Consider the following 18556-nt stretch of genomic DNA (forward strand, 5'->3'; position numbering starts at 1 on the left):
ACTAACAAAACTTTTTAAATCATAAATATTATGGCTAGTACATTAAAAACACCAGGAGTTTACATAGAGGAGATTGTAAAATTTCCGCCTTCTGTAGCACAAGTTGAAACGGCTATTCCTGCATTTATCGGATATACAGAGAAAGCAACAAACAAAATCAATGGAGACCTAAACATGGTTCCAACGCGTATAACATCTTTGTTGGAATATGAAAGATTCTTTGGAACTTCCAAAGCAGAAACATCAATAGACGTAACAATTACAGACGACTCAGCTAACAACCGTTCTATTGTTGTAACTCAACCAACTAGCAAACAACCGTTTTTAATGTATTACTCATTACAACTATACTTTGCTAATGGAGGAGGACCTTGCTATATTACTTCTGTAGGACGTTATGGAAATAACTTACCAGATGGAGAAACAAGAGTAAATAGTATTGGAGATACCGATGCTTTAAAAGATGGTTTAGACGAAATAGCAAAAGTTGATGAACCAACACTAATTGTATTTCCAGATGCAACAAGAGTAAACGGAATTGATGCAACTACGTTTTACGGATTATACAATGACGCATTATCGCAATGCAACAAATTACAAGATCGATTCACAATTATTGATACATTAGGATACGATGGTTCCACTTCTGTAGATCCAAATATTGGAGCATTAAGAGATGGTATAAATTTAGGTAAAGACTTCGTAAAGTATGGAGCTGCTTACTATCCATATCTTGAAACAATCTTAAACTACAGTATTGATGCATCTTCAATCGCTATTTCTCATTACAGTAAAGCTGAAGCGAATGCAAAAACAGCTATCAAAGATGAAATGGAAAATTTAGAACCAGATGTAGCAACAATGTCAGCAGATGTAGTTGGACTAAATACTGGTTTTCCAGGAACATTTATAGGAAAATTAGCAGATGTAATCAACTATCTATATGAAGATAATGTTGGTGCAAATGAAGGTTTTGATATGAGTGGAACAAAAAACTACGCTTCACCTCGTCCAGAAAATTTAAGAGATAGTATGGATGACCTATTAGGAGCGATGAGTAATTTGGTTGAACTAAAAAATAAAATCAAAAAAGAAGCAGATGCAGCCTTAAGTGCTCTTGCAGATGAAGCGGTAGATACAACTGATTTATCAACACACAGACAAGCTTTCTTAGATGATTTTGAAGGAGCTGGTAAATTAGAAGAAAAATACAATGAACTAGTAACATTACAAGCAGATTTGAAGAAGCACATCACAAATGGTGACACTGCTAAAATCAAGAAAACAATAGATACTGCAACTACAAGTATGCATAAAACAGTAAAAACAATTACTGTATTAGCAGACTATACTGCACCAGTAAATACAGATACTACGTTACTAGACACGATTGTATCAAAATTTGCAACATTAAAAACAGAATTGGATACAGTAATTGAATCTGATACAAACAATGGAGAATTACATGGAAGAACGTTAAGTGATCTTGAAACAAAAGATAATGATACGTACAATAAAATTAGAACAGCTATCAACAACTTACCAATGGAATTGCCGCCAAGTAGTGGAATTGCAGGAGTATATGCAAGAGTAGATAGTACAAGAGGTGTATGGAAAGCGCCAGCAAATGTTGGGTTAACATATGTAGTAAAACCTACAGTTCGTATCACAAATGACATTCAAGATGGACTAAACGTAGATACAACTTCTGGTAAATCAGTAAATGCAATTCGTTCCTTCACGGGAAAAGGAGTAATGGTTTGGGGAGCAAGAACCTTAGCAGGAAATGATAACGAATGGCGTTATGTATCTGTAAGACGCTTTTTTAACATGGTAGAAGAATCTGTGAAAAAAGCAAGCGATCAATTTGTATTTGAACCAAACGATGCCAACACTTGGGTACGTATCAAAGCAATGATTACAAATTTCCTTATCAATCAGTGGAAAGCAGGAGCATTAGCAGGAGCTACTCCAGACGAAGCTTTCTATGTAAAAGTAGGATTAAATCAAACAATGACAGCAGACGATATCCTTAACGGAATCATGAATATCGAAATTGGAATGGCAGTTGTGCGACCAGCGGAATTCATAGTATTGAAGTTCTCTCACAAAATGCAAGAATCATAAATGATAATCATCGCTAAAAAAATAAAAACACAAACATTTAAAACAAAATATTATGTCAGCAATATATCCATTACCAAAGTTTCACTTTCAAGTAGAATGGGGAGGAACCAAAATTGGTTTTCAAGAAGTATCTGGGCTCGATAAAGAATACGAAATGTTGGAATACAGAGAAGGTTCAAGTCCTGAGTACAACAAAATTAACATGCCAGGAATGGTAAAATACACAGATATCGTACTAAAAAGAGGTGTGTTTAGAGGTGATAACGAATTCTTTGCATGGATGCAAGAAAACAAACTAAACGTAACGGAACGTCGCGATATTACAATCGCTTTATTAAATGAAGCACATGAACCTGTAGTTGTTTGGAGAGTTAAAAATGCTTGGCCAAAGAAAATTCAATCAACAGACTTAAAAGCAGAAGGAAACGAAGTAGCTATTGAGACATTAACAGTGGCTCACGAAGGAGTTGAATGGGAAAACCTAGGCTAATATGGCACTCTTCGACAATTTTAAATATCCAGTTTCAGGATTTCACTTTGTAGTTTATTTCAATGGATTACTACCAAATCCTGTAGATCTGAGCTTTCAATCAGTATCCGGGTTAAGTGTTACTGTAGAAACAGAGGCTTACACAGAAGGTGGAGAAAATAGATTTGTTCATGAGTTACCAAAAGGATTAAAATTCAGCACGCTTACGCTAAAACGAGGATTAAAAACGGCGCCTTCGTCCATCACAAAATGGTGTGAAGATGCATATGAGAGCTTTGCTTTCAAACCATTGAACCTAATAGTAATGTTACTTGGAGAAAACCATGTTCCTATCAAAAGTTGGAATGTAGTTGGCGCGTATCCTATCAAATATGAAGTAGGAGACTTCAATGCAGAAACCAATAGTATTCTCATCGAAACCTTAGAACTGAAGTACAATTATTTTAAAGCATTAACATAATGGCAGTAGAAATAAAAAACTTACGAATTAAGGTAAATGTAAATGCTCAAAAAAAAGAAGAAGTGGCAGAGGTAGAAGAAGGTCAAACCAATTGGACTTCAGGTGATATTATCAATGCAGTATCAAAAATAATGACCAATAAAAAAGAACGATAACATGGCTTTTTTAGGAGAATTAGAAAAAATGATCGTAACAAAATTGGATCAAGACGGAGCGGCAACTGGCACGCCAATTCAAGTCTTAATCAATCCAGAAGGTTACAAAGAATCATATACTGTAGAATACAATGATGATCAGCCAAATAATTCGGGAGGTAAAAGTCCGCAATTTGTCAAAGTAAAACCAGGAAATTTTTCCTTTAAATTACTATTTGATTCCACAGGAATCTTTGACGTAGTTGGATTAAATCTAGAGGAAACACTCATCAGTATAGAGGAAGATATCTCAGGATTCATTCCTTTTCAAGATGATGATGAACAAGCTGAAAACAATAACATTGTTGAGGAAATTGAGAAAATAAAAGAATTTGTAGTCTATCAAGGTGACATTCACAAACCATATCAGCTACAAATCAATTGGGGAGCTTTAGAACTCAAATGTATTCTAACAAAATTAGATATTGACTATAAGCTCTTCAATCCACAAGGATTTCCAATACGTGCAGTGGCAACACTTACATGTAAACAAAGTACAAGTGAAGTGTTGCGTTTGGCAAAAGAGAAAAAATCTTCTCCAGATCTTACACATATTAGAACAGTAAGAGAAGGTGATACCTTACCATTAATGAGTTACAGAATCTATGGCGATTCAAAGTATTATTTGGAAGTTGCCAGAGTTAACAATTTACTCAATTTTAGAAGTCTTACACCAGGAACGGAACTCATATTCCCTCCTTTAGATAAAACACAAAGCGCATGAGTCTAGTTGCAGACATATCCACACAGGAAAACAGCTTAGTTACATACAAAATCTTATTGGGTGATGCCCAAACAGATATCAGTGCTAACTATGGTGTAAAAACAATAACAGTAGATCGTAGCTGCAATCGTATTCCGACGGCAACATTACTGTTGGTGGATGGTGATGGAACAATTCAAGAATTTGAAGCAAGTAATGCAGATGAATTCAAACCAGGTGAAAAAATTGTCATAGAAGCTGGATACGACTTTGAAGACAAAACCATATTTGAAGGAATCATTACAAAACATGCGATCAAAGCTTCTGCTAAAACAAGTTATTTAGTAATTGAATGTAAAGATGAAGCATTTAAAATGACACTTGGACGTAAAAATAAAATCTTCTATGAAGTAACTGAAAGTGATGTCATAGACGAAATTATTAGTGAAAACGGTCTAAGTGGAAGTGCAAAATCAACATCACATAAGCACAATGAAATCGTTCAATATCAAGCAACAGATTGGGATTTTATTCAATGTAGAGCGCAAATTAATAATATGCTGTGTTTTGTGGAAGATGGAACGGTAGATGTAAAAGCTCCCGAACTTTCAGCGACTAGTGTATATACGGCAACTTATGGAGACAATATATTTTCGTTCGAAGCCGAAATTGACGCACGTAACCAATATGATGCGTTTGAAGCATCAGCTTGGAACTATTCAGATCAGGAAGTGATTACAAAAACAGCCGAAAACAAAAACTTAAACGGAGCCGGAAACTTAAGTTCAGGTGATCTAGCGAAAGCAGCTGGAAGCAAAAATATTTCACTCACACATACAGGAAGCATTCCTGACGAAATATTGACTTCTTGGGCAGAAGGGAAAAGCATGTACCAGCAACTAGCAAAAATTTGTGGAACGGTTCAAGTACAAGGAACAGAAGAAGTTCTACCAGGTAAAATGATTACCCTTGCGGGAATGAGTAATCGTTTCAATGGAGATGTGTTCGTAAGTAGTGTACATCACACCATTACAAATGGAAACTGGACAACAACAGTAAAATTTGGACTAGAACCAGAATGGTTTGCAGAAACTTATGAAGTAAGTCAATTACCAGCTTCTGGAATGTTACCAGCAATTGGTGGTTTACAAATAGGAGTAGTTACTGCTTTAGAAGGCGATCCGGATGAAGAACATCGCATTCAAGTGAAATTGCCGATTATCAGTGCTGATGAAGAAGGCGTTTGGGCACGTGTATTAACGATGCATGCAGGAGAAAACTATGGAGTTCATTTCTTACCAGAAATAGGACACGAAGTATTGGTAGGTTTTCTAAACGACGATCCAAATCAGGCGGTAGTATTAGGTTCCTTATTCAGTAATACAAACACATCACCAATAGAACATTCGGATGATAATTTTGAAAAAGTCATCATGACAAAAAGTGAAATTAAAATCACAATGAATGATGAACTCAAAAGTATCACACTTGATACGCCAGCAGGAAAACTCATTACACTTGATGAAGATGAAGCGTATATAAAGCTTGAAGATGAAAACGGAAACAGCATTATTATGAATGCTGATGGAATCACAATGGAATCTGGGAAAGATATCATCATGACAGCAAGCTCAGGCGATATAAAAATGGAAGCCATGAACATAGAAGCAGTAGCGTCTATAGATTTCAAAGCAGAAGCAGTAACAGCAACTCTAGAAGGGTCGGCAACGACAACGATAAAAGGAGGAATGGTACAAATCAACTAAAAACGAAACAACATGCCACTAGCAGCAAGAATAACAGATATGCACGTATGTCCTATGACAACAGGTCCAGTACCACATGTTGGAGGACCAATATTACCACCAGGAGAGCCAACGGTTCTCATTGGAGGATTACCAGCGGCAAAAGTTGGAGATATGTGTGTATGCACAGGTCCGCCAGATAGCATAGTAGCAGGTTCAGCAACAGTACTGATAGGCGGAATGCCCGCTGCACGTATGGGCGACTCTACGGCGCATGGAGGATCAATAGTATTAGGATGTCCAACAGTAATGATAGGATAACATGGATGCATCATCAGCAACATATTTAGGAAAAGGATGGGATTTCCCTCCAACATTTCTAGAAAGAAAAGGAGAAGTAAAACTAATCTCTGACGTAGAAGATATAGATAAGAGTTTACAAACGATAGTAACAACACGAAGAGGTGAGCGTGTAATGCGACCATTATTTGGCTGCGATCTTACCGATAAAATCTTTGAAAATCTGAATGCAACGCAAATCAACATTATGAAAAATAGAGTTGAGGAAGCCATCATCTTATTTGAACCACGAATAGATGTCATCAAAATAGCATTAGATACACAAAATATACTAGAAGGTAAATTTTTAATCAAAGTAGAATACATCATAAGGGCAACAAACACAAGAAGAAACATTGTATTCCCTTATTACCTAACAGAAGCAACAGATATATAATCATGCAAAACGATTGTACAGAAAATACACTAATAAAGTTACGCGAAGGCACCACACAGCAAGCGCGTTACCATGCTTTGCTCGATCCTGAGAATGTAGAACTCATGGGATTCGAAGTAAAAGATTGGATGAACTTTGCAGAGGAATTTTCTAAGCATGTCAATTTATACAACAATAAAAATTATACTATTCCAAACGGAACTTGGGAACCATTTCACAATGCTTCAGACGAAATAAAAGAAGTCATAGAAACCTATGCAGAAGGAGACGTAACACCACAATTAGCATTATTTATAGCATTCTTAAAACTACTAAATAAAAGTAAAGAACGATTTAATAAAATCACAAAGCGTCATTTAGATTTCTATTACAAAGAAGTATTACAACTTAAAAAGAATACAGAAAAAGCAGATCATGCCTACATTATATTTGAATTAGCTAAAAATGCAGAACAACAAATTTTAAGCAATGAAACCTTATTAAATGCAGGAAAAGACAACGATGGAAATACAATACACTATAAGCTTGAAGACGAAATTGCTATCAATAAGGCGAAAGTTGCAGCTTTAAAAAACACATATGCTCACGAAGATGCTCCAAACTGGTACGCTTCTCCAATAGCAAATTCGGGCGATGGTGAAGGTGGCGAATTAGAAAACGGAAGTACATCATGGTTGCCATTTGGAGACACAAATAGAAATCTTGCAAAAAAAGGATTCTCAATAAGTTCTCCCTCTTTATTACTAACAGAAGGAAAACGAACGATAGAGTTAAAAGTTAGCTATGAAAAACTATCTGTTAGCAAAAACATAAAAGCATTACTAACTGTAGAACACACAGGTGAAAAAGGATGGGAAGTAGCAAAAATAAAAGAAGCAGTTGCAAAAAATAATACAATTGTAATTGTATTAACACTAGATGAAGACGCTGAAAAAATTGTAAACTATGATGCAGAATTACATGAAGGTAATTACGATACAAAACATCCAATCATACGTGTATTATTTAAAGCAACAGATGAAACGGAAACTACATATGAGACCTATAAAAGTATTGCAAATACAGCGATACAAAATATAGAACTGTCTACTATAGGAGAATATAAAACAGGATTAACCGTAAAAAATGATCTTGGAAAAGTTAACACTGAAAATCCATTTTTTCCATTTGGCCCATTAGCTAAAAAACGTGCAAAACTAAAAATTTCATCCAATGAATGGATTGGTAAACGCATTAGTGATGTAACGGTTTCAATGGATTGGAAAGACCTCCCAGAAAACTTAGAAAAACATTACCAACACTATGTTGAAGAATATCTAAACATTACACCACCAGAAACATTTATGTCTGTGTATGCAGGTAGTAGTAACACACCAATAGTATCTGATGAAAACGGTAGTCTACGCTTTAGAGTAATGACAGACTATATTGGAAGTACAAAAGAAGTAATACAAAGTGTAGCCGAAATTGATAAAGTAGTTCTTTCAAGTGTAGAACGATTAGCACAAGAAGCCGAAGAACGTTCCAAAAAAATAGAAATTAAAAAAGGATTTAAAAATGAAGGACTCGTAGCGCGTCCTTTTAGTCAAAATCAAATATCAGCCTTAAGCTTCGGGATCGATAGAGATATTATCCTAGGAAATGTAACTAGTGGAGAAGTTGGTAACGTCTTTGCTGGAGGTACGTCCAATATTGTTACAAGCAATGTTTCTAGTATAGCTTCACAACGCGATCAGCAAATGTTTACAGGAGATGCAACTGCTGAATTTAAATACTTTATACCAGAGAACAGTACGTATGTTCCAAGAATTACAGATGATTATTTTATTCAATTATGTTTAAAAAATGATTTCTTACATGATGCATACGCAAAAATATATACATACTTAGCACTCAACAAATTTCCATTGCCAAATGCACCATATGCACCATTTGCAGAAAACTTAAAAGTAACTATAACAACAAAGGAAATTTTCTCTGACACAAAAAGGGAACTGAGTCTATATCATGAAGCTCCATTTGGGATTAATAAAATTCCTAATCACAAAAACACATTAGCTCCTTCTCCAGAGTTTGGAGGGCAATTATATGTTGGAATCGACAATGCTGTTGCGGATCAAAATATACAGTTATTATGTCAGATAGAGGAAGGTTCAGAAAATCCTGATGCTATTGAAAAATACGAATTAGCAACTGTTACTTGGCAATACTTATATAAAAATAAGTGGACAAATTTAAAACCTGTCTATTTGCTCAAAGACCAAACTGACAGCTTTCTAAAAGCAGGATTGGTAGCCTTTACTGTTCCAAAACTATTTGGAGAAAATACACTCTTTGCAGAAGATTACTTATGGATTCGTGCCAAAATTGATAAACCATTTGACACCGTATCCAAATTTACAAACATTCACGCACAAGCAGTTGAGGTGAAATTCTTAAACAAAAAAAACACTCTAGAACACTTAGACAATGGAATGCCTGCAGAAACGATTTCCAAACTAAAAGATCGTTTGGCAACAGTAAAAAAAATAACGCAACCATATGCTTCTTTTGACGGTTTTCCAAAAGAAAGTGACTTAGATTTTTACAGAAGAGTTAGCGAACGTTTACGCCATAAAAACAGAGCCACAACACTTTGGGATTATGAACACATTATTCTTCAAGAGTTTAATTATTTACACAAAATAAAATGTTTAAATCACAGCACACGCTCAAGTTTTAAAGCTCCAGGAGAAGTTTTATTGGTTGCAATTCCAAATATCAAAGATCAAAATGTATATGATATCTATAAGCCAAAACTAAGTCAAACCAAGTTAAATGCTATAGAAACATATGTTAATAAACTCAATACATTACATGTAAATGCAAAAGTAATATCGCCTGTATATGAAGAAGTAATTATTTCGCTTAAAGCAAGATTTAATGAAGGATTAGATGCCGATTTTTACACAAAAAAATTACAAAGAGACATTGCTCAATATCTATCACCTTGGGCATTTGACAAAGACAAAATGATTCCTTTCGGAAATGCAATGTATTCTAGTGAAGTCATCTTTTATATAGAAAAGCTAAATTATGTAGACTATATCAAAGACTTCAAAATGGTACACAATGGAGAAGAAAAAGGAGAAATTATACCAACAGATCAAAAAAGTATTTTAACCTCAGTATTACCTGAATTACACCCTGTAAACGCTATAACAAAAACACTATGCCAATCTTAGATCAACATATCACCATACCAAGCAATGTAAGCTACAATGACGATCTTGACTTTCAGTTTCTAAGAGACGCAGGGCAACAACACGTTCAAGATCTCAGTCGAAAATTATGGACAGACTATAACATTCACGATCCAGGAATTACGATCATGGAATTGTTATGTTACGCCATTACAGACTTAGGATTACGCATAGATCAGCCGATTGAAAACTTGGTCGCTTCCGCAGATGACAACTTTGCTAAAATGCATGAGCAATTCAAATCTGCTAAAAATATTCTAACCTGTAAACCGGTTACGGTATTAGATTACAGAAAACTATTCATCGACATCAACGGTGTTAGAAATTGTTGGTTAGCTATTCATAATTTACCGCTGTATGCGGAATGTAATCCAGAAAATCCGAAAATATCATTCAATCCATTCAAGGGTTCTGAATACAAATCAACGACTTTCAAAGTCAAAGGATTATACACAATTTTAGTCGATTTTGAAGAAGGAGAAGAATATATAGAAGAAGAAATCATTGAAAAAATATTCACTAAATACCATGAAAATCGCAACCTATGTGAAGATTTGGTTGAAGTGAAAAAAATACCAAAGCAATGCATTCAAGTGTGTGCTCAAATTCAATTAGAAAATGATGCAGATGAAGAATTGATAGATGCACAAATTCAATGGGAAGTAGGGCAATATCTTTCGCCAAGTGTAAAAGTAAATACACTTACAGAAATGATAGATAGCGGACTTTCGTCAGATGAAATATTTGAAGGTCCAGTGTTAGAAAATGGTTTCCTTACAGCAGAAGAACTCCAAAAATCTGAACTTCGCAAAGATGTTCGCCTCTCTGACATCATGAACATCATCATGAAAATAAATGGTGTCAAACTCATTGAAAATATAAGTATTGATAACTGTCCACCAAAAGCTGAAGGTGAAGAAGGTGAATGCAATCAAAATATCAAAGCAAAAAGTGACCCTTGGATCATTTGTATAGAAGAAAATCACTTGCCAGTTTTATGTGATCGAAGTACATTAAAATACAGAAAAGGGTTTTTGCCAATTGGCGTAAATCGTGCAATAGTAAAAGAAAACCTAGCAAAATTAGAAGCGGAAGCAAAGGCAAACAGAGAAAAATCATTTGACGATTTACCAATGCCTTTAGGTGTGTACAATGATATAAAATATCAGACAGTACAACATCATTTACCTGAAAACTACGGAATCTCTAAATATGGATTATCCAATACAGTTTCGGACGAACGCAAAGTAAAAGCAAAACAATTACAAGGATACTTACTATTCTTTGATCAAACATTAAGCACGTATTTCTCTCATTTAGAGCATACCAAAACCTTATTGGCAGCAGATGAAAATTTACAACAAACCTACTTTTTCAAAGCGGTAGAAGGAATCAACGGAATAGAAACACTGATAAAAGATTTTCCTGATTACAAAGAAAATGTAGAAAACATTATTGACAAACTGGAAGATTTTAATGCACGTAGAAACGATTTATTAGATCATTTAATTGCGCGTTTTGCAGAAGTATTTGAAGACTATACCAATACAATGTACAAACTATTTGGAAGGTCAAGAAATACGGTAGATAACAACATCATCAATACAAAAAACAGATTCATAAAAGAATACGATATCATTAGCTCGCAACGTGGATTAGCATTCAATTACAGAAAAAGTAGTCAATGGGACACAACAAATGTTTCAGGCTTTCAAAAACGAATTGCTTTGCTTTCTGGTTTAGACGATTATACACGCAGAGATTTATTTAATGATAACATTACAGTAGAAACCTTAAAACGTGTTACAGAAAGTGAAGGTGTACACATAGAATACCGTTGGAAAATTAAAAATGATGACATGACATTCCTGTCATCACAAAAAGACTTTAGCTCAAAACAAACAGCAATCAACGAATTACTAATTGTATTAAAGCTAGCAACAAACAGAGACAACTATGTATTACGCCGAACACAAACGCCTTCAAAACGCTACTATATAGCTTTACTAAATGAAAAAGGAGAAGTAATTGGTAGACAATATAATCATTACTATGACACACTAAAAGAAGCTAGAAAAAAGCGTTTAGAAACAATAGAATTTATAGAAAACTTACTCTTTGATGAAGGTTTCTACGTAATAGAAAATATCCTAACCTTACCATACAAGCGAGAAGAGATTAATGATCTAAATGATTGTTTATCATTATGTATAGATGAAAAATGTTTGGGATGTAGTGAAGTGGATCCGTTTTCGTATCAAGTAACAATCATATTTCCAGGATATACATCAAGATTCTCAAATGTAGATTTCAGAATTTTTATGGAAGACTTAATTCGACGAGAATTACCAGCACACATTCTTCCACGAATTTGTTGGGTTGGACACATTGATGGCGCTTTAACTCAAGTTGAAAAAACACCAATTGAAGTAGATCCTTTAGACGGAATCGGAAACATGGAAATTTCAACCCCTATAAATGCTGATTTAGAATTAGAAGAAGTTACAGGTGAATCACCTGTATTTAAAGTAAGTGAAGAATTAGAAGATGAAAACTTTAAATACAAAATTATAGACAATGACGAATTGTACGATATGAAATACGTGCAAAAATATTGGAAAGCATTTCTAAAATCAAAAAGTAGAGTTTCCAACGAATACATGGCAACACACAAGACAACAAAAAGTCTATTATGTGCTATAAACAGGATGAATACAATATATGCGACAGGAACATTGCATGATTGTAATGATGAAGACGGCGAATTGAAAAACAGAATTATACTAAACCGAAGCGCACTTGGATCGCTCTAAAAAAGCAGTACAAGTTGTGAGTGAAAAGAATGATACAATAATAAATACGAAATAGCATTTCGAATGAAATCAGACAATCATGTCAATGTAGAATGATACTATGAAACCAAAAGTTGAAGACAGAAAATAAGTCACATTGAATTAAGTCGGAATGAAAAAATACAATACAGATGAAAACAACAGAAACTAAAGAACCGTATTTACATATTTTAAACTCTGAAGGTAATATTTACGAAGAATTTTTACCAGATCAGGTTTTAACGCACAAAAATCTAAATAAAATTGTAAATTACTTCGAAGACCAAGATAGGTTGAGCCGAATTTACCTTACGGGTGTTGGAGTAGGTTGCGGTTTAAATATTGTTTCGTTTTCAAATAAACATATAGAAATTGGCCAAGGTGTGGGAATTACTACCGATGGCGATATCATAAAATCAGAAACACGTAGATTTCACTACTATTCAACCCTTACAGACAAGGCGGACTACAGTCTATTCAGACAAGGACAAAAAGCTGAAGGTGAATTGAAAGTATATGAACTCTACGAACAAGAGGCGACGGGTCGTCCCGGTGATGAGCTTCCGCTCGCCTCTTTTAGTATTAATGAAGCCACTACGCTAAAAGATTGTATTGTAATAGCGTATGTAGAAACATATACAGAAGATGAAGGGTTATGCGGCGGCGGCGGTTGTGACGAAACCGGTAACAAAGTATTCAGTAATCTAAAATTCTTAATCACACACCAAAGTAACAAGCAACATCTTATTGGAAAAGATACCATTTATCAAAATCATGATGTATTAGATTATTATGATAATTTACCAGATTTATGTGTACCAAGAATTATTTTAACGAAAGAAAATACCAACGTAGGATTTCCAATACTAGAGCAATACAAAAAAACATTCGAACTAAAAGATGATTTGTACCTTGGTATTTCAACCATCATTAGAAAATTTAGCCCACGTATCAACTTTCAAAAATTTGGAGTATTAACTACTGATATTGCAACATATATTGATACTATTTTCAGTAAGTCCGATGACGAACACGTACAATACAGATATGATTTACTACGTGATTTAGTAGACACATATCGTGAAATAAAAGAACTCATACTGCATTCAAAATTTGAATGTGTACCCAACATAAAAGCATTTCCAAAACATCTACTATTAGGGACTCCCGAACTCAAAACACGTGTGACAACACGACATCAATTTTATCCATCACCGATGGTTTCAGAAAATGATGAAAACTTACTAGGAATAAGAGCTTTATGTATCCGATTTTACTATCAATTAAAGGAATTCAATATCATCAATTTTGAAAGTGCACAAATCAAAATTACACCATCAAAATCATATGATAAAAAACTTAGTGAACGCTCCATTCCATATTACTATAAAAGTGGAAAATCACTTGTAAACAATTGGAATCCAACATCGATCAAAAATCGTAAAGCAAACTATCAACTAGGCTATAATACAGGAAATCTTAAAGACATAGATTGCATAAAAAACCCTTTAAATTACAGTCATCTAGATAAAGATTTCTATAGAATAGAAGGACATCAAGGAAAAAACTTTGTCATTGCGCTGAAAAACATTCTCAAAAAGAAAGCACAATATAACTTACCATTTGATGTAAAAGCAATCAGTATTAATTTTCCTGTAAACAATATATCATTAGATGAAGATACTTGTGAAACAAAAGAATATGTAACACTCTTAAAAACTTGGGTAGAAGAATTCAATTGTGTAGCAAATAGAGCAATTGACTTCTTTGGCCGCTATGAAGGTGGAAACTTAGGAGTAAACGATACAAAAGCTGACATACATACAGTTTTAAGAGAAGAATCACAAAATGATAAAAGTTTTTTAGAATCAATTGAAGATATAAAACTGGGATCATTAAATATAAATTCACCTTTAGCAAATATTAGAAATACTAAATTAACAGGGAATGCCGCAACACTAAAAACTACAACGAGACAGAAACTTTCAGGAATTCAAAGAAATCAATTAGCACTTGCGCAAATAAACATAGGACAAGAGTTGCCAACAAAGTTTTCTACGCTTAATACCTACAGAAGATCATTATCATTTCTACTACAATCAATAATAGATAGTATAAATCCAGAAAACTTAACTGCTGACTTTGTAGCAAATGAAGTAATAGCGCGTTTTGAACGATTTGATAGCAATCAAAAGATAGATACAGAAAGTGATGACTTTAAGCTGTATATAGAAATTCCAACACGTATAATATCACATCTTGAAATTGTAAAATACAGATTCATAAGACAACTACAAGATGTATATGTAACGGAGAGATGGACCGCATTTCACAGTGCATTTGCAGACTTATGCAAAGAAGTAGAAAAAGTATTGTATACACTTTCTACCGTAACAGAAAATGATACGTTTGGGAAAAAAGTACATGATAAAATGTATGAGTTTCTCATTCATAAAGTTGCAGGTTTATGCTGCTTAAAAGAAAAATTTAATTGGCTAAAAGAACAATTAGATGATATTCGATCAAACCTTTACAAAGAATTGATTCTGTCAAAATTTGTAGAACAACATCCTGGTTTAGAACATATGGCAGGAGTTCCAAAAGGAGGAACATTTTTAATGGTATACATTGGTGAACAAAAAATAACATTAGAAGAAGAAGATGTAACGGTAGAAACCTTTGAAAGAGGCGTACTCTTAGATTTTGCTTTGCCATATATGTGTAAATCAATGTGTGCGCCAGAAACCATTGTATACAGTGATGTTGTTGATCCTGTAACGCTGGCAATAGCACGTAAAAAATTCTGCTTACCATCCAACTCGGAACAAGAAAACTTTATCATAGAGCCAGAACGAGGCGTGGTAACATCTCCAGACGGAACAGCATTTATCATTACAACAGCAGAAGGATATGCATTTGATCCTACAAAAGTGCCAGATGCATTACTTGGAGAAGGAATTCAATTCTTAGTAGATGGAAAAATTCCAACCATTCCTATTGAAACAGTTGTATACAAATTACCAGAAAATGTAACAGCAGCATATGAATTTGTTGCTTGGACAGATGATGGTTTAGTAATCAACCTAAACGTAACACACGAACTAGAAGACTTATTATATCTACAACATACTTGGAAGCGTGTAAACGGTTCACAAATAGCAATAGGTGAAAATCCAACAAATATTTTAATAATAACAGATGAAATTATTTTCCAAGAAGACATAACACTTGTCATTGATGTTAATGGAAACCCTGTACCTTGTAAATTGGAGATTCTAGTAAGTATAAATGAAGAAAGAGAAATTATTGAAGTTGATATTGATATGGCACGAGAAATATGTTATAACATACAAGAAACGACGCCTATTCCAGAAACAATATCAGTAGTTCCTTCAGAAGGAATATTAACATCACCACAAGAGCCTACAAACGGACAAAGTTTCATTGAATCATTTGACGGAGTATATTCATTAAATCCATTATTTGTACCAGCTTCATTAGCAGGTGAGCCAATTACATTTGAAGTAGATGGAATTCCTGTAGAAGGTTTTGAAACCCGCGTATATCTAATACCAGGATTTATCACAACTGATAGAGAAGTAATAAGTTGGGATGCAAATGGTGTAAACATACGATTGATTGCAACACATCCTTATATTGACAAATCATACTTGGCATACGAATGGCTTAATGAAAATGATGAAATCATTGGAAACTCACGTATAGCAAACTTCCGTATAAATACTACTGATGGAAGTGTAAACACAACTGTACGGGTTCGTACAACAGTAATTGGCACAGAAAATCAATTATGTAATTCAGGAGAATTTCCACTAATCATTGAAGAATCACGACCAGAAATTACGGTAAGCATTCCGCCAGCAATCTGTTGGATAGAAGATGAACAGCATGAACCAATAAGCATTATCGTTTCTGACGATCAAGCAGAATTAATTTGTCCAATACAAGAAGAAGTAGGAGCTCAAATATTAAATGGCGAACCAGGAAACTATAGATTTGAAATAATTGAAGTTCCAAATGAATTAGTTGGCGTTCCAATTGTATTCGAAATTGGAGGAAATCCAGTAGCTTCAACCATTGTGTACAAAGTGCCGTCAAGTATAGAAGCACGCTATAACAATGCAAGTTGGAATGGAAACACACTTAGCATTGATATCCAAGTAACACATAGTTTAGAAGGTCAAATAGATACCATAGAAGATTACTTACAATACACATGGAAAGACGAGCAAGAAGCAATTATTCTAACAGAAAAAGAACAAATTAATTTTGAAATCGTTACCGACGACGGAAGCATTAGTGAAAACTATACACTAGATATTCAAGTTAAAAATGAACTCATTGAGAATCCTTGTGAGCATACAAACATAGCAATGGTTATAGAAGAAAATCGTCCTAATGTTACCGTAACCATAGCTTCTAAAATTTGTCATATTGAAGCGCTAGCTGGAGTAGAAAGATACCCAATAGTGGTTACGCCTTCAACTTTCAGCGTATCATCTCCAGACGGATCAGCATTTATACAAGGATCAATAGGAAACTATAGTCTCAACCCAGCTTTAGTACCTGAAGAATTACTTGGACAAGAAATTCGTTTCATAGCTGATGGCGAAGTAAAAGCATCAACAGAAGTATACAAAATACCAGAACTCGTAAGAACCAACATAAATACAGCTAATGAAGTATGGGGAGCTAATGGATTAGCAATAGACTTATCAACAAATATTACGGACAGACGCTATTACAAATACGAATGGTATATGCGCAGTAATAATGTAGATGTATTACTAAACAAAATAAACGAACCAAACAGATATCTTATTCCAGATGCTGGAGATGGAGTCAATGTGGAAATATTCTTAAGAGTATCAGCAAATACAAATAATATAGTTTGTTCACAAGAAACGGTAAAAACTAGAATCACTCGCCACAGACCTATTTCAGTATCAAAAGATCGATTCTGTATTCCAGATACACCAGTAGTATTTAGAGGAATTTCTACTGACGTAGGACTCATAGAAAGTACAACTCGTTTATTACCAACAGATGTAATTACTGAAAATGATGGTAAATACGTATTCAATCCTGACAGAGTTACAGAAAATTTTTGGGGAGTAACACTTCGTTTCAGTGTAGGCGGAACTGTGCAAAGTGGTGTAGCAATCAAAGTATATAACACACCAAATAAAGAATCCATTGTACAAGATGTACAAGCGTCACAATGGGTGCCAGGTGGATATGAGTTTGTATTTACACATGATCTTATCAGTAAAAGTTATTTCTCTTACACACTTATATTACAATCGAATGATGAAGAATTAGAAAAAGTTGGAACACATAGATATTTTATTCCAACAAGTGAAAATATGATTACTGATAAAGTAGCTATAAAGATTAATATTTCAGATGAAGCTGTAGGTTGTAAAGAAGATCAACTTATAACTGTGGATACAATACGACCTGAAGAACCTTCAGAACGATTAGATTGTTCTACACCTTACAATAATAGATTAACATTATTAGGAGCATCAACATTATTAAAAGATATAACAGAACTCTATAAAGGACAAAACTTTCAAGATGACATTAAAACCACCGTGCTAGATCCTTTAAATCAAATTGTTAATGGAATTATAGGAGCAAGAAATATAAACTCAATAACAGAAGGCACAACAAATGCTATTAATAATTTGAGAAAGGTTTTAGGATCTAACTTTTATAACAATCCCAATATTGAATCAAGTTTCTACAAATCATTCTTAGCATTAGATGAAATCATTGAGTTGGTAATCTTAGAATTATTACGTTGTGTAAGTGATGTAAATTCAAATACAATTATTGCTACAGATAAATTTTTCTTGGATTCTCAAACAATAAATTCACAATATATTGAAAAGCCAAGACATACAATTGATAGTGGATATATAAGTAAATATACACCTGTCATAACGATGTTCAAAACAAAAGTGGATGCGACATATGGTACTAAAGTAAAGCCTAGATAATA

11 protein-coding genes are annotated in these 18556 nt (G+C 34.1%); all 11 read left to right on the plus strand.

Features of this window, described 5'->3' with window-relative positions; genetic code table 11:
* Positions 1–30 precede the first annotated feature (30 nt).
* The 11 genes from Q0828_RS11040 to Q0828_RS11090 all read left to right on the plus strand — a co-directional run bounded on the left by Q0828_RS11040 (position 31) and on the right by Q0828_RS11090 (position 18554).
* Complete coding sequence (locus Q0828_RS11040; RefSeq protein WP_298420529.1) at positions 31–2127, plus strand: phage tail sheath C-terminal domain-containing protein; 2097 nt, start codon at positions 31–33, stop codon at positions 2125–2127.
* A gap of 52 nt (positions 2128–2179) precedes the next feature.
* Positions 2180–2617: a phage tail protein gene (locus Q0828_RS11045; protein WP_298420530.1), complete on the plus strand. Its 438-nt coding sequence runs from the start codon at positions 2180–2182 to the stop codon at positions 2615–2617.
* A gap of 1 nt (position 2618) precedes the next feature.
* Positions 2619–3077, plus strand: a complete 459-nt coding sequence (locus Q0828_RS11050) for a phage tail protein (protein ID WP_298420532.1) — start codon at positions 2619–2621, stop codon at positions 3075–3077.
* Positions 3077–3232 (plus strand): hypothetical protein, encoded by a 156-nt coding sequence (locus tag Q0828_RS11055; RefSeq protein ID WP_298420534.1) that lies wholly within the window; start codon positions 3077–3079, stop codon positions 3230–3232. The genes Q0828_RS11050 and Q0828_RS11055 overlap by 1 nt, the downstream gene beginning before the upstream one ends.
* Before the next feature lies 1 nt (position 3233).
* Positions 3234–3995 (plus strand): LysM peptidoglycan-binding domain-containing protein, encoded by a 762-nt coding sequence (locus Q0828_RS11060; RefSeq protein WP_298420536.1) that lies wholly within the window; start codon positions 3234–3236, stop codon positions 3993–3995.
* The gene (gene vgrG, locus Q0828_RS11065; protein WP_298420538.1) at positions 3992–5740 is read left to right on the plus strand and encodes a type VI secretion system tip protein VgrG; all 1749 of its coding nucleotides are present in this window, start codon (positions 3992–3994) and stop codon (positions 5738–5740) included. Before Q0828_RS11060 ends, vgrG begins: the two co-directional genes overlap by 4 nt.
* Positions 5741–5752: 12 nt before the next feature.
* Complete coding sequence (locus tag Q0828_RS11070) at positions 5753–6040, plus strand: PAAR domain-containing protein (protein ID WP_298420540.1); 288 nt, start codon at positions 5753–5755, stop codon at positions 6038–6040.
* Position 6041: 1 nt separating this feature from the next.
* Entirely contained in the window at positions 6042–6455 is a 414-nt protein-coding gene (locus tag Q0828_RS11075) for a GPW/gp25 family protein (RefSeq protein WP_298420542.1), read from the plus strand.
* 2 nt (positions 6456–6457) lie between these two features.
* Positions 6458–9679: a baseplate J/gp47 family protein gene (locus Q0828_RS11080; protein ID WP_298420544.1), complete on the plus strand. Its 3222-nt coding sequence runs from the start codon at positions 6458–6460 to the stop codon at positions 9677–9679.
* Complete coding sequence (locus Q0828_RS11085; protein WP_298420546.1) at positions 9667–12510, plus strand: hypothetical protein; 2844 nt, start codon at positions 9667–9669, stop codon at positions 12508–12510. The genes Q0828_RS11080 and Q0828_RS11085 overlap by 13 nt, the downstream gene beginning before the upstream one ends.
* A gap of 170 nt (positions 12511–12680) precedes the next feature.
* Positions 12681–18554 carry a hypothetical protein gene (locus Q0828_RS11090; protein WP_298420548.1) on the plus strand — a complete coding sequence of 1958 codons (5874 nt, stop codon included), beginning with the start codon at positions 12681–12683 and terminating at the stop codon, positions 18552–18554.
* Positions 18555–18556: the final 2 nt, after the last annotated feature.

This window comes from uncultured Kordia sp. (genome assembly GCF_947496985.1).
In the GTDB taxonomy this organism is placed as follows: domain Bacteria; phylum Bacteroidota; class Bacteroidia; order Flavobacteriales; family Flavobacteriaceae; genus Kordia.

What these genes read in the sequence shown, in the direction of transcription:
- Q0828_RS11075 (WP_298420542.1), top strand. Translation starts at nt 6,042, where the DNA reads ATGGATGCATCATCAGCAACATATTTAGGAAAAGGATGGGATTTCCCT.
- Q0828_RS11055 (WP_298420534.1), top strand. Translation starts at nt 3,077, where the DNA reads ATGGCAGTAGAAATAAAAAACTTACGAATTAAGGTAAATGTAAATGCT.
- Q0828_RS11090 (WP_298420548.1), top strand. Translation starts at nt 12,681, where the DNA reads ATGAAAACAACAGAAACTAAAGAACCGTATTTACATATTTTAAACTCT.
- Q0828_RS11080 (WP_298420544.1), top strand. Translation starts at nt 6,458, where the DNA reads ATGCAAAACGATTGTACAGAAAATACACTAATAAAGTTACGCGAAGGC.
- Q0828_RS11085 (WP_298420546.1), top strand. Translation starts at nt 9,667, where the DNA reads ATGCCAATCTTAGATCAACATATCACCATACCAAGCAATGTAAGCTAC.
- Q0828_RS11070 (WP_298420540.1), top strand. Translation starts at nt 5,753, where the DNA reads ATGCCACTAGCAGCAAGAATAACAGATATGCACGTATGTCCTATGACA.
- vgrG (WP_298420538.1), top strand. Translation starts at nt 3,992, where the DNA reads ATGAGTCTAGTTGCAGACATATCCACACAGGAAAACAGCTTAGTTACA.
- Q0828_RS11050 (WP_298420532.1), top strand. Translation starts at nt 2,619, where the DNA reads ATGGCACTCTTCGACAATTTTAAATATCCAGTTTCAGGATTTCACTTT.
- Q0828_RS11040 (WP_298420529.1), top strand. Translation starts at nt 31, where the DNA reads ATGGCTAGTACATTAAAAACACCAGGAGTTTACATAGAGGAGATTGTA.
- Q0828_RS11045 (WP_298420530.1), top strand. Translation starts at nt 2,180, where the DNA reads ATGTCAGCAATATATCCATTACCAAAGTTTCACTTTCAAGTAGAATGG.
- Q0828_RS11060 (WP_298420536.1), top strand. Translation starts at nt 3,234, where the DNA reads ATGGCTTTTTTAGGAGAATTAGAAAAAATGATCGTAACAAAATTGGAT.